11 protein-coding genes and 1 pseudogene are annotated in these 15,226 nt (G+C 63.7%); 5 read left to right on the top strand and 7 right to left on the bottom strand.

What is annotated here, in order from left to right:
• The 6 genes from BLX41_RS06255 to rfbB form a co-directional block, all read right to left on the bottom strand.
• Positions 1–1,398: sigma-54-dependent transcriptional regulator (locus tag BLX41_RS06255; protein ID WP_148059695.1), on the bottom strand; the 1,398-nt coding region annotated here is incomplete at its 3' end.
• A 73-nt stretch (positions 1,399–1,471) separates the two neighbouring features.
• A complete protein-coding gene (locus BLX41_RS06250) occupies positions 1,472–3,280 on the bottom strand; it encodes a sensor histidine kinase (RefSeq protein ID WP_123724192.1) in 1,809 nt (602 codons plus the stop codon).
• A gap of 34 nt (positions 3,281–3,314) precedes the next feature.
• On the bottom strand, positions 3,315–4,196 hold the full coding sequence (gene rfbD, locus BLX41_RS06245) for a dTDP-4-dehydrorhamnose reductase (protein WP_123724191.1): 882 nt from the start codon (positions 4,194–4,196) through the stop codon (positions 3,315–3,317).
• Entirely contained in the window at positions 4,193–4,738 is a 546-nt protein-coding gene (gene rfbC, locus BLX41_RS06240) for a dTDP-4-dehydrorhamnose 3,5-epimerase (RefSeq protein ID WP_123724190.1), read from the bottom strand. Before rfbC ends, rfbD begins: the two co-directional genes overlap by 4 nt.
• Positions 4,735–5,610: a glucose-1-phosphate thymidylyltransferase RfbA gene (gene rfbA, locus BLX41_RS06235; protein ID WP_123724189.1), complete on the bottom strand. Its 876-nt coding sequence runs from the start codon at positions 5,608–5,610 to the stop codon at positions 4,735–4,737. The genes rfbC and rfbA overlap by 4 nt, the downstream gene beginning before the upstream one ends.
• Positions 5,607–6,689 (bottom strand): dTDP-glucose 4,6-dehydratase, encoded by a 1,083-nt coding sequence (gene rfbB, locus BLX41_RS06230; protein ID WP_123724188.1) that lies wholly within the window; start codon positions 6,687–6,689, stop codon positions 5,607–5,609. The genes rfbA and rfbB overlap by 4 nt, the downstream gene beginning before the upstream one ends.
• Positions 6,690–6,929: 240 nt before the next feature.
• On the opposite strand from rfbB, the gene BLX41_RS06225 reads away from it, so the two are divergent.
• The 4 genes from BLX41_RS06225 (at position 6,930) to BLX41_RS06210 (ending at position 12,559) form a co-directional block, all read left to right on the top strand.
• Positions 6,930–9,848, top strand: coding sequence for an aminotransferase (locus BLX41_RS06225; protein ID WP_123724187.1), 2,919 nt, complete (start codon positions 6,930–6,932; stop codon positions 9,846–9,848).
• A 272-nt stretch (positions 9,849–10,120) separates the two neighbouring features.
• Positions 10,121–10,999, top strand: coding sequence for an N-carbamoylputrescine amidase (gene aguB / locus BLX41_RS06220; RefSeq protein ID WP_123724186.1), 879 nt, complete (start codon positions 10,121–10,123; stop codon positions 10,997–10,999).
• Between the two features lie 5 nt (positions 11,000–11,004).
• Complete coding sequence (aguA, locus tag BLX41_RS06215; RefSeq protein ID WP_123724185.1) at positions 11,005–12,111, top strand: agmatine deiminase; 1,107 nt, start codon at positions 11,005–11,007, stop codon at positions 12,109–12,111.
• 247 nt (positions 12,112–12,358) lie between these two features.
• Positions 12,359–12,559 (top strand): hypothetical protein, encoded by a 201-nt coding sequence (locus BLX41_RS06210; protein WP_123724184.1) that lies wholly within the window; start codon positions 12,359–12,361, stop codon positions 12,557–12,559.
• Positions 12,560–12,619: 60 nt separating this feature from the next.
• On the opposite strand, the gene BLX41_RS06205 is transcribed toward BLX41_RS06210, so the two are convergent.
• Positions 12,620–14,719 (bottom strand): TonB-dependent receptor, encoded by a 2,100-nt coding sequence (locus BLX41_RS06205; protein WP_123724183.1) that lies wholly within the window; start codon positions 14,717–14,719, stop codon positions 12,620–12,622.
• Between the two features lie 261 nt (positions 14,720–14,980).
• Between BLX41_RS06205 and BLX41_RS34595 the strand changes: the two are divergent.
• Positions 14,981–15,226, top strand: a pseudogene (locus BLX41_RS34595) (DsbA family protein); the annotation flags it as partial.

Genomic DNA, 15,226 nt, shown 5'->3' with positions numbered 1-15,226 from the left:
TTCATCGCTGGAGTGGCTGGCGCCGCCGTCGGCGAAGCTCAAGCCGTGTTTGCGCAGTTTGTCGTGCAGGGTCTTGCGCGGAATGCCCAGGGCTTCGGCAAGGCTGCGCATCGAACTGTGGGGTTGCGTCAGTTCAGCGGCGATCAGGCTCTTTTCGAAGTGTTCCACCTGTTCGCTCAGGCCGCCGGCGATCAGTGTCGAGGCGGCGACGGCGGCGTGGTCCGGCTCGTTGTTGTCCAGGGCCAGTTCCAGGCCCAGGGCGAAGCGTTCAGCGGCGTTCTGCAGTTCCCGCACATTGCCCGGCCAGCTATGGCGCAACAGCAGGGCACGATGTCCGGGTTGCAGTTCCTGGGGTGGCAGGCCGTGACGGGTACTGGCTTCGTCGGCGAAGTGCTGGAACAGCATCAGCGCGTCTTCGCCGCGTTCGCGCAGCGGTGGAATGCGCAGCGGTGCCACGTTCAGGCGGTAGTAGAGGTCAGCGCGAAAGCGCCCCTGGTCCGCCGCCTGGCGCAGGTCTTCCTTGGTCGCGGCGATGATGCGGATATCCAGGGGGATCTGCTGGTTGCCACCCAGGCGCTCCACCACCCGCTCCTGAAGCAGGCGCAGCAGCTTGACCTGGACATCCAGGCTCATGCTTTCGATTTCGTCGAGGAACAGGGTGCCACCGTTGGCAAATTCGAACTTGCCGATACGGCGTTTCTGCGCGCCGGTGAAGGCCCCCGGTTCGTGGCCGAACAGTTCGCTTTCCACCACCGACTCGGCCAATGCCCCGGCGTTGATCGCAACGAACGGCCCGTTGCGCCGTCCCGAGAGGTCGTGCAGGGCGCGGGCTACCACTTCTTTGCCGGCGCCGGTTTCACCCAGGATCAGGACATCGGCCCGGGTCGCCGCCAGGGCACCGATCTGCTGGCGCAGACGCAGCATCGGCGCTGACTGGCCCACCAGCCGCGCGCTCAGTTCCTGGCGGTCGCTGAGGGCCAGGCGCAGGCTGCGGTTGTCCAGCACCAGGCGCCGCCAGTCCAGGGCGCGGCGCACGCTGTCGAGCAAGGCATCGCTGGCGAAAGGCTTCTCCAGAAAATCATAGGCGCCGGCCCGCATCGCCTGCACGGCCAGGGGCACGTCACCGTGACCGGTGATCAGCAGCACCGGCAACTCGGGGTCCTGGGCATGCAATTGAGTGAGCAACTCCAGGCCGTCCATGCCGGGCATGCGAATGTCGCTGACCACCACCCCCGGCCAGTCCCGCTCCAGGCGCGGGGCCAGGCCCTGGGCTTCGGCCAGGGACAGCACCTTGAGACCGGCCAGGTCCAGGGTCTGGCTCAGGGCCTGACGCAGGTGAGGATCGTCGTCGATCAACACCACTTGAAGCTGAGGGTCGAGGCTGTCGGGACGGGTCATCGGTCACTTTCCAGGTCGTGTCGTGGCCGGCATCGCCAGGCCGGCGTGGTTGCTAACGAGTGGCCGCTGCGCTTCATACTCCGCGATCCTCGGAGGGCTGCAGGCTCACGCCGGGTGCCCCGGCGCGCAGGCGCAGGGTAATCAGGGCGCCGCCCTCGCGGTGGTTGGCGAACGACAGTTCACCGCCGAAGGCGCGCATCAGGGTGTCGCAGATCGCCAGTCCCAGGCCCAGTCCCTGGGTCCGTGTCTTGGTGGTGTAGAACGGCTCTCCGGCGCGTCCCAGGGCCTCCATGCAGAAGCCCGGGCCGTTGTCGCGGATGTACAGATTGACGCCTGTGGCGGTGGATTCGGCACTCAGCCAGAGTTTGCGTGGCGGGCCCTTTTCGGTCAGGGCATCGAGGGCGTTGGCCAGCAGGTTGCCGAGCACCTGGCGCAGGCGGGTTTCCCCGGCCTCGACCCACAGGGTGGCGGCCGGCAGGTCGCGGATCAGCTCCACTTCCATGGCCCGGCGGCGCTTGGCCAGCAGAGCCAGGGCATCGTCCAGGGCCGGTTGCAGGGCGACGCTTTCCGGGGCGTGGTGATCGCGCCGGGCGAAGGCCCGCAAGTGGGCGATGATCGAGGCCATGCGCCCGGTCAGTTCGCTGATCAGCTTGAGGTTGCCCCGGGCGTCATCGGTGCGTTGGTGGTCCAGCAGCACTTCGGCGTTTTCCGCGTAACTGCGGATGGCCGCCAGGGGCTGGTTGAGTTCGTGGCTGATGCTCGCGGACATGGTGCCCAGGGCCGAGAGCTTGCCGGCCTGGACCAGATTGTCCTGGGCCCGCACCAGTTCCTGCTGGGCGGTTTCGCGCTCCAGCACTTCCTGCTTCAGGCGTCGGTTGAGGCTTTCCAGGTCGCTGGTGCGCTCGGCCACGCGCATCTCCAGCTCGCGTCGGGCCTTGGCTTCGAAGGCGATCCGCTCCAGATAGTGGCGGCGGCGCTGCATCATCAGGCCGAGCAGCAGCATCAGCACCAGCAACGCAGCGGCGCCGACCGCCACCACGGTGCGGACCGGGCGGTCGATCAGGGTGCGCGGGGCGAGGATGCTGACGCTCCAGCGGGTTTCCTCGATCTGTTGCGTCTGGGTCAGCCAGGCATCGGGGTTGAGGTTCAGTGGGCGCGGGTCTCGGGTTGGGTAGGGCTGGATGGCGACGATGGCCTGGCGTTCCTCGTCGCTCAGAGGACGGGTCGCACGAAAGCGCCATTCAGGGCGCGAGGTGAGGATCACCACGCCATTGTGGTCGGTCATCAACAGCTGTTCCGGGGTTTTGCCCCACAGGCTTTCGGTGTGGTCCAGGTCCACCTTGACCACCAGCACGCCGAGTACCCGTTCGCCGTCGCGCACCGCAGCGGCGAAGAAGTAGCCACGCTTGGCCGAGGTGGTGCCCAGGCCGAAGAAGCGTCCCAGGCGTCCGGCCATGGCTTCGCTGAAGTAGGGGCGGAAGGCGAAATTGCGACCGACGAAACTGTCGTGCTTGTCCCAGTTGGAGGCCGCCAGGGTCTTGCCGCTGGTGTCCATCAGGTACATGACTTCGGCGCCGGTCTGGGCGCTGATGTTTTTCAGCAGGCGGTTGGCGTTGCCCTGGGTCACGCCGTCGTCCGGGGCACCCAGCACCGCCCGCAGCGCCGGCAGGTCGCCGAGGATCTGCGGCAGCACTTCGTAGCGGTGCAGGGTGCCCAGCAGGTTGGCCACGTAGAGGTCGAGGGTCTGGCGATTCTGGCTGGTCAGCTCGTTGCGATAGTAGCGCTCGGCCAAGTGCTCCAGCGGCCACAGCAACGGCGCCAGGCACAGGGCCAGCAGGGCCAGGCTGCGCCAGCGGGGACGACGGGGAAGAGGTGCGGTCATGGAAATGGCGCCTGTGGATACAGGCGCATTATGCCTAGCCCTGCTCGGCAAGACACTCGCGCAGTGCGCTGTGCCAATCCGGCTGGATCACGCCCCATTCCCGCGCCAGGCGGCTGCAGTCCAGGCGTGAGTTCAGCGGCCGGGGAGCCGGGGTCGGGTAAGCGCTGGAGGGGATGGCTTCGAGCACCGCACAAGGCTTGTCCAGGGCCAGCAACTGCTCGCCGATGGCCTGGGCGAAACCGAACCAGGAGGTCTCGCCGTGGGCGGTGAGGTGGTAGGTGCCCCAGGCGCCGTGATTCCCGGACTGCCAGCGTTCGATCAGGGCCCGAGTGCTGTTGGCGATGGTGCCGGCCCAGGTGGGCGCGCCGATCTGGTCGGCCACCACCCGCAGCTCGGGTCGTTCCTGCAGCAGGCGCTGCATGGTCAGCAGGAAATTCTTGCCCTGGCTGGAGTAGACCCAGCTGGTGCGCAGGATCAGGTGCTGGCCCTGTACCCGGTTGATGGCCCGTTCGCCGGCCAGTTTGCTCTGGCCGTAGACCCCCAGTGGATTGGGTTCGTCCTCTTCCACGTAGGGCGTGTCCTTGCGACCATCGAACACGTAGTCGGTGGAGTAGTGAATCAGTGGCACACCCAGCGCCAGGGCCTCCTCGGCGAAGATCCCGGGGGCCGTGGCGTTGATCGCAAAAGCCAGCTCCGGCTCGCTTTCGGCCTGATCGACGGCGGTGTGGGCGGCGGCGTTGATGATCAGGTGCGGAGCAATGGCGCGGACCTGCTGGCGGATCTGTTCCGGGTGGCTCAGGTCCAACTGGTCTCGGCCAAGGACCACCAGTTCGCCCAGGTCGCCGAGCCGCTGCTGCAGCTCGCGGGAAACCTGGCCGTGCTGGCCGCTGATGAGAATTCTCAGGGGAGTGTTCATGGGAACAGATCGGCCTCGCTCAGCAGGGTGCCTGCCTGATCCTTGGCGGACAGTTGCGGGGGCTCGGTGAGTTCCCAGTCGATGGCCAGGGTCGGATCGTCCCAGCGAATGCTGCGCTCGGCGGACGGGGTGTAATAGTCGGTGGTCTTGTAGAGAAACTCGGCGAAATCGCTGAGCACCACGAAGCCGTGGGCGAACCCTTCGGGAACCCAGAGCTGGCGATGATTCTCGGCCGAGAGGCGTACGGCTACCCATTGACCGAAGTGCGCCGAGCTGCGGCGGATATCGACCGCCACATCGAGCACTTCGCCCTGGGTCACGCGCACCAGTTTTCCCTGGGTGTTTTGCAACTGATAGTGCAGGCCGCGCAGCACGCCCTTTTGCGAGCGTGAGTGGTTGTCCTGGACGAACTGAGTATCCAGGCCTGTAGCTTCGGCGAAGGCCTTGGCATTGAAACTCTCATAGAAGAACCCACGCTCGTCGCCGAACACCTTGGGCTCGATGATCAGCACGCCGGGCAGGTCGGTAGGGATGACCTTCATTGCACCTCCCCGGCCAGGGTGAACAGGTACTGACCATAGCCGGTCTTGCCAAAGTAGGCGGCGCGCTCCAGCAGGTGCTCACGGCTGATCCACTGGTTCTGGTAGGCGATTTCTTCCAGGCAGGCGACTTTCAAACCCTGACGGTGCTCGATGGTCTGCACGTACTGCGAGGCCTCCAGCAGGCTATCGTGGGTGCCGGTGTCGAGCCAGGCAAAGCCTCGACCAAAGCGCTCCACATGCAGATCGCCACGCTTGAGGTAGGCGTTGTTGACGTCGGTGATCTCCAGTTCGCCGCGGGGCGACGGCTGGACCGCCTTGGCGATCTGCACCACGTCGTTGTCATAGAAATACAGGCCGGTGACGGCGTAGCTGGATTTCGGCTTCTTGGGTTTTTCTTCGATGGACAGGGCGCGGCCGTTGCTGTCGAAGTCGATGACCCCGAAGCGCTCCGGGTCCTTGACCCAGTAACCGAACACCGTAGCGCCGGAGCTGCGTTTGGCAGCTTCGCACAGTTGTTCGCCGAAGTACTGTCCGTGAAAGATGTTGTCGCCCAGGATCAGGCACACCGGGTCATTGCCGATGAACTCTTCGCCAATCAGGAACGCCTGGGCCAGGCCATCCGGCGAAGGCTGTTCGGCATAGCTGAAGCGCACGCCGAACTGGCTGCCGTCACCCAGCAGGTTGCGGTACTGCGGCAGGTCCTGGGGGGTGGAAATGATCAGGATGTCCTGAATGCCGGCCAGCATCAGTACCGAGATCGGGTAATAGATCATCGGCTTGTCGTAGATCGGCAGCAGCTGCTTGGAGACACCGAGGGTGATGGGGTGCAGACGGGTGCCGGAGCCGCCCGCCAGAACAATGCCTTTAATCATGCAATCAGATCCTTGATGTCGGTGGAACCCAGGCGTTCGCCCTGGTAGCTGCCGTCCTGTACCCGGCGGCACCACTCGAGGTTTTCCAGGTACCACTGCACGGTCTTGCGCAGGCCACTGGTGAAGGTTTCTTCAGGTACCCAGCCCAGCTCGCGTTCGATCTTGCCGGCGTCGATGGCGTAGCGCAGGTCGTGGCCTGGGCGGTCCTGGACGAAGGTGATCAGGTCGGCGTAATGCTCGACGCCCTGGGGCTTTTGTGGGGCCAGCTCTTCCAGCAGGCTGCAGATGCCGCGTACCACGTCGATGTTCTTCTGTTCGTTATGGCCGCCGATGTTGTAGGTCTCGCCGACCACGCCCTCGCTCACCACCTTGAACAGCGCCTGGGCGTGATCCTCGACGTACAGCCAGTCACGCACCTGCAGGCCGTTGCCATAGACCGGCAGCGGCTTGCCCGCCAGGGCATTGAGAATCACCAGGGGGATCAGCTTCTCGGGAAAGTGGAACGGGCCATAGTTGTTGGAGCAGTTGGTGATCAGCACCGGCAGGCCATAGGTCCGTTGCCAGGCGCGGACCAGATGGTCGGACGCGGCCTTGCTGGCGGAGTAGGGCGAGCTGGGGGCGTAGGGTGTGGTTTCGGTGAACAGGTCGTCGACGCCGTGCAGGTCACCATAGACCTCGTCGGTGGAAATATGGTGGAAACGGAAGGCGGTCTTTTCCGCTTCGGGCAGTTTGTGCCAGTAGGCGCGGGTGGCCTCCAGCAGGCTGTAGGTGCCGACGATATTGGTCTGGATGAAGTCGGACGGCCCGTCGATGGAGCGGTCGACATGGGACTCGGCCGCCAGGTGCATGATCGCATGGGGCTGGAAGCGCGCGAGCACGGCACTGACGGTGGCCTGGTCGACGATATCGGCCTTGACGAATTCGTAGCGGCTGTCGCTGGCGATGCTGTGCAGCGATTCCAGATTGCCTGCGTAGGTCAGTTTGTCCAGGTTCAGCACTTCGTGTTCTGTGTGCTGGATCAGATGTCGGACCAGAGCCGAGCCGATAAATCCGGCTCCGCCGGTAACGAGAATGCGCATGTTGGAGGGCCTGTGTCCTTGAAAACGTTCATTTACCGCAAAAATGCAGCATAGCTTGTCGACATGACGTCTGAGGTGCAATAGGCGCCATCAGTCGATTTCACCGCGAACGATCGGAAATTTCGCAACGTGCAAGTTTGCAGCAGCGAAGGTGCCTGTCTGTTTCCTGTTCTTTGGGGTTGCGTAACGCTCGGGGCAATGGCGATATAAGCGGCTTATAACAATTCCAGGGATCGTTGCATGTTGCTCGCCACCTTGATCCACCGCGCCAGTCTGCCCAGCCCACAGGTCAGCGCACAGCAAGCGCTGGAGCTGCTGGAAACCCATTACGGCCTGCAAGGCACCTTGCAGTCCCTGGGTAGCCAGCAGGACCTCAACTATCGCCTCGACAGCCCCCAGGGCCGCTTTGTCCTGAAGATCTGCCGCAGCGACTACTCGGCCCTGGAGTTGCAGGCGCAGCACGCGGGCCTCCAGCATCTGCAGCAATACCCCGAACTGCGAGTGCCCAGGGTGATCCCGGCAAAAAACGGCGCGGACCTGCTGTCCCTGGAGATTGCCGGGCAAGCGCTGCATGTGCGGCTGCTCGATTATATAGAGGGCCGCTCCCTGACCCACCTGCCGCACCTGGGAGACGAACTGGTGGCAGGCCTGGGCCGGCTCTGCGGGCAGATGGACCTGGCCCTGGAAGGTTTCCGGCACCCGGGGCTCGAGCGCACCCTGCAATGGGATGCCCGGCATGCCCAGGCGCTGATCGGGCATCTGTTGCCGGTCATCCAGGACCCGCAGCAACGAGCCTTGATCGCTGACACCGCGCAGCGCGCCGAACGTCGCCTGCAGCCCCTGCAGGAGCTGTTGCCGGTGCAGGCGATCCACATGGACATCACCGACGACAATGTGGTCTGGCAGCGGGATGCCGCGCGCCATTGGCAGTTGCAGGGGGTGATCGATTTCGGCGACCTGATCCGTACTTGGCGCATCACCGATCTGTCGGTGACCTGCGCCGCACTGCTGCATCACGCCGAGGGCGATCCGCTGCGCATCCTGCCGGCGATCCAGGCCTATCACCAGATCAACCCGCTGCAACGGGCCGAGTTGCTGGCGCTCTGGCCATTGATCGTGGCCCGGGCCGCGGTGCTGGTGCTCAGTGGCGAGCAGCAGGTCGGTATCGACCCGGGCAACGCCTACAGCCGCGCCAATCTGCAGCACGAGTGGGAGATTTTTCGGGTCGCCAGCGCCGTGTCTTTCGAGTTCATGGAGGCGGCGATCCTCAGCGCTGTCGGGGAGTCGTTGCCGGCCATTGGCAGTGACGGCTTCGTCCCGCTGTTGCCGAGCCTGGTGGGTCGCGAGTTCGCCCTGATCGACCTGGGAGTGCTCAGTCCGCACTTCGAAGCCGGCAATTGGGAGCAGCCGGGGATCGATGATCGCCTGTTGGCCCAAGCTGCTGTTGCCCATGGCCTGGCCGCCAGTCGCTATGGCCAGTACCGCTTGTCGCGGACCTGCCCCGACAGCGCCCTGGAGCCGCAAACCTGCCCGTTGCATGTCCAGTTGCAAGTGCCGGCAGGCACGCCGGTAGAAGCACCGTTCGCCGGTGTGCTGCACCGTGCCGAGAACGGCCTGCTGCGCCTGGATGGCCCGGCGTTGAGTGTGCGCTTGTGGGGCGTCGAGCCGTCGTTGCACCCGGGGGCGGCCCTGGTCAAGGGGCAGGTGCTGGGGGCCGTGGTAGCCGACGGTCGGCTCAAGGTACAGCTGTGTCGAGCGGCCGAGCTGGATCCGCCGCTGTTCTGTACCCCTTCCCGCGCGCCAGCCTGGAAGGCCTTGTGCCCGTCTCCGGCTGCGCTGCTGGGGCTGGCCTGCGATGCCGAGCCGGAGCTGGACCCGCAAACCCTGCTGGAGCGTCGCGACGCCAGCTTTGCCCGCTCGCAAAAGCACTATTATGTTGACCCGCCGCGGATCGAGCGGGGCTGGCGCAATCACCTGATCGACATGCAGGGGCGGTCCTACCTGGACATGCTCAACAACGTCGCGGTGCTCGGCCACGGTCACCCACGCATGGCCGCCGAGGCGGCGCGCCAATGGTCGCTGCTCAATACCAACTCGCGTTTTCACTATGCCGCGATCGCCGAGTTCTCCGAGCGCCTGCTGGCCCTGGCGCCGGACTCCATGGATCGGGTGTTCCTGGTCAACAGCGGCACCGAGGCCAACGACTTGGCGATCCGCCTGGCCTGGGTCTACAGCGGTGGGCGCGACATGCTCAGCGTGCTGGAGGCCTACCACGGCTGGTCGGTGGCGGCCGATGCGGTGTCCACCTCCATTGCCGACAACCCCCAGGCGCTGACCAGCCGCCCGGATTGGGTGCACCCGGTAACGGCGCCCAATACCTATCGCGGCGAGTTCCGCGGCCAGGACAGTACAGCTCAGTACCTGCGCAGTGTTGACCAGCAGTTGCACAAGCTGGACCAGCAGAACCGCCAGCTGGCCGGATTTATCTGCGAGCCGGTGTATGGCAATGCCGGGGGCATTTCGCTGCCGCCCGGTTATCTGCAGCAAGTCTACGAACGGGTTCGGGCCCGGGGTGGTGTGTGCATCGCCGATGAGGTCCAGGTGGGCTATGGACGCATGGGCAAGTTCTTCTGGGGCTTCGAAGATCAGGGCGTGGTGCCGGACATCATCACCATGGCCAAGGGCATCGGTAACGGCCAGCCTCTGGGGGCGGTGATCACCCGGCGCGAGATTGCCGAGGCGCTGGAGGCCGAGGGCTATTTCTTCTCGTCATCCGGCGGCAGCCCGGTCAGTTGCCGCATCGGCATCGCAGTGCTGGATGTGATGCAGGAGGAGGGCCTCTGGGAGAACGCCCAGGTGGTGGGCGAACACTTCAAGCAGCGCCTGGAGGCGCTCAAGGAACTTCATCCCCTGGTGGGGGCGGTGCACGGCTCCGGTTTCTACCTGGGGCTGGAGTTGATCCGCAATCACCAGACCCTGGAGCCGGCCACCGAGGAGACCACCCTGCTGTGTGATCGTCTGCGGCAACTGGGGATCTTCATGCAGCCTACCGGGGATCATTTGAACATCCTCAAGATCAAGCCACCGATGGTCACCAGCCGGCGGAGCGTGGACTTCTTTGTCGACATGCTGTCGAAGGTGCTGGGCGAGGATCTGTAAGGGCTCGTCGTTCGCTTGCGTTCATTTCCATTCGCCGGCAAGCCGGCTCCTACACCTTTCTGTGGGGGGGCCGGCTTGCCGGCGGATGTGTTCATGCTTATTCGATTGTTATCGGTATTTTGTCGGATATTTTTCGTTTGGACGATTCTACTGGCTTCTAAAGTCGATATTTATCGGATATAAAGTGGCCGTCGTCAGGCACGACCTCATTGTGCCCCCGTCCTTTTCCTATCCGTTGTCATCGATCGCGTCCATTGCCCGGGAGTTGTTCCATGAGCCGTATCGTTACCGTCGCCGCTACCCAGATGGCTTGTTCCTGGGACCTTGAGGCCAATCTGGAAACCGCCGAAAAACTGGTCCGTGAAGCCGCCGCCAAGGGCGCGCAGATCATCCTGATCCAGGAGTTGTTCGAGGCACCGTACTTCTGCCAGAAACCCAACCCGGACTATCTGCAACTGGCCACCACGGTCGAGAGCAACGTCGCCATCGCGCACTTCCAGAAAGTCGCCAGGGAGTTGCAGGTGGTGCTGCCCATCAGCTTCTACGAGCTGGCGGGGCGTGCGCGATTCAACAGCATCGCGATCATCGATGCCGATGGCAGCAACCTGGGGATTTATCGGAAAAGCCATATCCCGGACGGTCCCGGCTACCACGAGAAGTACTACTTCAACCCGGGCGATACCGGCTTCAAGGTGTGGAGCACCCGCTACGCGAAGATCGGCGTGGGTATCTGCTGGGACCAGTGGTTCCCCGAGTGCGCCCGCAGCATGGCGTTGCAAGGGGCGGAAATCCTCTTCTACCCCACCGCCATCGGCAGCGAGCCTCATGACAAGAGCATTTCCTCCCGCGACCACTGGCAGCGTGTGCAACAGGGCCATGCCGGGGCCAACCTGATGCCGCTGATCGCCAGCAACCGCATCGGCAACGAAGAGCAGGACGGCTATGACATCACCTTCTACGGTTCGTCCTTCATCGCCAATCAGTTCGGCGAGAAGGTTCAGGAGCTCAACCAAACTGAAGAAGGTATCCTTGTGCACAGCTTCGACCTCGACGAGCTCGAGCACATCCGCAGCGCCTGGGGCAGTTTCCGTGACCGTCGTCCGAACCTCTATGGCGCGCTGAAAACCCTCGACGGTTCCCTGGAGTCCTGAACACTATGAGCACTTTGCACAGCACGCCGCGCGCCGACGGTTTCTACATGCCGGCCGAATGGGCGACCCAGACCCAGACCTGGATGATCTGGCCCGAGCGCCCGGACAACTGGCGCCTGGGCGGCAAGCCGGCCCAGGCTGCCCACGCGGCGGTGGCCAAGGCCATCGCACGCTTTGAACCGGTGACCGTGGCCGTGTCCGCGGCCCAGTATGAAAATGCCCGGGCACGCCTGGACGTACCCAATATCCGTGTGCTGGAGATGTCCAGCGACGACGCCTGGGTACGCGACACCGGTCCGACCTTCGTCATCAACCACAGCGGCGAAGTGCGCGGTGTGCACTGGGGCTTCAACTCCTGGGGCGGCTTCGAAGGCGGCCTCTACGCGCCGTGGAACCGTGACGAGCAGGTGGCCAGCAAGGTGCTGGAGATCGAGCGTTGCCAGGAGTACCGCACCGAAGGCTTCGTGCTCGAAGGCGGTTCGATTCACGTCGACGGTGAAGGTACGCTGATCACCACCGAAGAATGCCTGCTCAATCACAACCGCAACCCGCATCTGTCCCGTGAGCAGATCGAGGCGGTGCTGCGCGAGCACCTGGCGGTGGAGCAGATCGTCTGGCTGCCGGATGGCCTGTACAACGACGAAACCGACGGCCATGTGGATAACTTCTGCTGCTACGTGCGCCCTGGCGAAGTGTTGCTGGCCTGGACCGACGACCCCCAGGACCCGAACTATCCTCGCTGCCAGGCTGCCATGCAGGTGCTGGAAAACACCCGTGACGCCAAGGGCCGTAGCTTCAAGGTGCACAAGATGCCGATCCCCGGCCCGCTGTACGCCACCGAAGAGGAATGTGCCGGTGTGGACGCGGTGCAAGGCAGCCAGGAGCGCAATCCTTCAGTGCGCCTGGCGGGTTCCTACGTGAACTTCCTGATCGTCAACGGCGGGATCATTGCACCGAGTTTTGACGACCCGATGGATGCCCTGGCCAAGGTCATCCTGCAGGATCTGTTTCCCGAGCATGAAGTGGTGATGGTGCCGGGGCGCGAACTGTTACTGGGTGGCGGCAATATCCATTGCCTTACCCAACAGCAGCCCGCGCCGCAGCGGATTTGAGTGCCGTTGTAACAGATGTTGTCGCCTGTTTGACGGCGTCGGCCCCGTTGCGCCGCTGACGCTTTTCAGCGAGCCCGCAGCCCAGATGGGTTGCGGGCTTTTTCATGGCCGTACGTCGAGCCACGTGGCACTTTGGCATAGCTCTTGTATCTGCCTCGGGGTGATTCTGAGACAGGTGGAACTTGTGTTGTTCTGTCATAAACCTTGGATAAGTTAGGCCGCTCAGGAACCAGGAGAGAGCGCTGGAATGAATATGGTCAGCGAGCGGGCACCCCATCCCTTGGCAATGAATAACGAGTCGCTGCAGGTGCTGGTGCAATGGTTGAAGTCCAATGGAACGCGTCAGATCAGGGAACCTGATCCGCGCCGGATCATCATTGATCGTTACCCCGCTGGATTGCTCAGCGAGGCGGAACTGCAAGCACTGTGGGATGTGGTGAAAGGATAGAAAGACAATGGATTGTAAAAAGCGCTGCCGGGATGGCAGCGCTTTTTTTTGGCCGCTCCTTTAGAAGCGGTAGTTGCCGGTGACCACCAGGCTGCGGGGGTCACCCGGCTGGATCTGCCAGGCACTGGTGGCGGAGCTGTAGTACTCGCGATCGGCAATGTTGTTCAACGCCGCGCGCACGTCCCAGTCTTTGTGCCGGTAACCGGCCAGGGCATCCCAGCGGCCGTAGCCTGGCAGCACCACGGTGTTGGCGCCATCGGCGTAGCGGTCGCCCACCAGGGTCAGGCCGGTCTCGGCGTACCAGCCCAGTTCCGGTTTCCAGGTGATGAACAGGCTCCCGTTGCGCTTGGCCACGTTGTTCACGCGCTTGTCTTCGAAACCGTTGTTGTCCTTGACCACCACCGCGTCCTGCAGGCCGATGCCGCCACGCAGGTACCAGTTGCCGGCGATCTTGCCGTTGGCGGTCAGCTCGATACCCCGGGAGCGTTGCAGGCCGGTGAGCAAGGTGATATTGGGGTCCAGCAGATCGCGGGTGCGACGGTTGTAGAGCTCCAGCTCATACACCGCCAGGGTGGTGCTCAGGCGCTCGCCCAGCCAGTCGCTCTTGACCCCGACTTCCTTCTGTCGGGTCAGCTCCGGACTCAGGTCGTTGCCGTTGCCGCTGGCATTCGGGGTGATACCGATCAGGCCGCCGCCCACCGGCGAGAACGACTTGCTCCACGAGGCATAGAACGAGTGGTGCTCCAGCGGCGTCCAGACTACCCCCAGGCGCGGGCTGACGCTGTGGCTGTCACGGCTGTCGGAAACCCCGGTGCGACGGTTGGTGGTCTCGACATCGAAGTTGTCGTAGCGCAGGCCGGCGAGCAATTGCCATTGATCGTTCAGGCGCAGTTGGTCCTGCACGTAGAGCGCCCGGCTTTCGACCTCGGTGTGGTTGTTGCTGGAGACCTGCATGCGCCCGGTGTGGCTCTGGTACGGATTGGGGTTGTACAGGTCGACGGCGGGCACCGCCTGGCTGCCCGGCCCGGACGTGGCGGCGTTGTAGAGGATCGGGTCGCGGCGCTGGCTGCCGATCTCGATGCCGGTGAGCAGGCGGTGTTCCAGGCCGAAGGTGTCGAAGCGGCCTTCCAGCTCAGTGTTGTTGTAGATGTTGCGAGTCTTCAGATCCTGCTGCCAGCGCTGGCGCAGCACCTTGCCGGTACTGGCGTTGTAGCCGGTCTGGTAGGTGTTGTCGAAGTCGCTGTCGAGCTTGAACACGGCCAGGGTGTGGCGCAGTTGCCAGCTGTCGTTGAGCTCGTAGGTCAGCTTGGAGCGCAGGGACTGGGACTTGTCGTCGATGTAGTCGCGGTGGTCGCCGTAGGTGGTTTCCCGGCCGACGTTCGCCGGGCGTCCGTTGAGGCTGGTGATGCCGCGGTCCGGGGTGCGGTTGTAGCGGCTGTATTCGTACTGCACCAGCCAGTTCAGGTCCGGAGTCAGTTGCCAGCTCATGGACGGTGCGAACAGCTGGCGGTTGCCACTGACGCCGTCGCGGAAACTGTTCTTGTCCTGGTTGCCCAGGTTCAGGCGCAGGCTGATGTTTTCTGCCGGGTCGGCACTGAGGTCGGCGTACAGGCTGCGCAAGTCCTGGCTGCCGCCCTGGACCTCGACGCTGGAACGCCGGCCGAATTCCGGCAGCTTGCTCACCCGGTTGACGATGCCGCCCTGGCTGCCACGACCGTAGAGCACTGCCGCCGGACCCTTGAGCACTTCGATGCGTTCGATGTTGTGCAGGTCGCGCACGTACTGGCTGTCGTCGCGGATGCCGTCCAGGTAGAAGTCGTTGCTGGCATCGAAACCCCGAATCCGCAGGCTGTCGAAGCGAGTGTCGGAACCGCTGCTGACGTTGGGAATGCCGCTCAATGCGCTGCCCAGGTCGTTGTGGCCGTAGTCCAGCACGTTGGCGGTCTTGATCGTGTCGATGGCCTGGGGCACATAGCGCGCGGCGGTGGCGGTGCGGGTCGCGGTACTGACTTCCTTGACCCGGGGATCGTCGGGGTCGGCCTCGGCTTCGGCGCTGATGGAGGTCGTTGGCAGGGTGGTGCTGGCGGCACAGGCAAAACCGGCGGTCAGCAGGGTGCAGAGTCCCAGTGACAGGGGCGTAAGGCGGAAATGGGCAGGCATCTGAAGCGCATCCGAAAGGAAGGTGAGTCGAGGGGTGCGAATGATAATGCGTGCTATTTGCTTATGTTAATTATTCGGTAAAGTTCCCTTGGTCTATTGTTTCTAATTGTGTCGATGGCGTATCTGCCCGCATACACAGGCTAAACAGACCGATTCGACCGGATACAGCAACAGACTAAAAACCATTTCGAGGTTTTTCCCCTGGCGTGCGGGGCATAGTCTGCGTGCCATCGAATTCTCAAGATCCTGTTGGAGTCCCCCATGTCCTCGGCCACCCTTCACTACATTTATGACCCGTTGTGCGGTTGGTGTTATGGCGCCAAGCCACTGGTTCAGGCTGCCCAGGCAGTGGTGCCGGTGGTGGCCCATGCCGGCGGCATGATGACCGGCCGCAACCGCCAGCCGGTGTCGCCGCAGTTGCGTGATTACGTCATGCCCCATGACCGGCGCATCGCTGAATACACAGGGCAACCTTTTGGCGAGGCCTATTTCGAGGGCCTGTTGCGT

The sequence above is a fragment of the Pseudomonas protegens genome (genome assembly GCF_003732485.1).
Lineage (GTDB): Bacteria > Pseudomonadota > Gammaproteobacteria > Pseudomonadales > Pseudomonadaceae > Aquipseudomonas > Aquipseudomonas protegens_B.
Note: the sequence above shows the minus strand (reverse complement) of the source record. Positions and strands in the feature narration are given on the sequence as shown.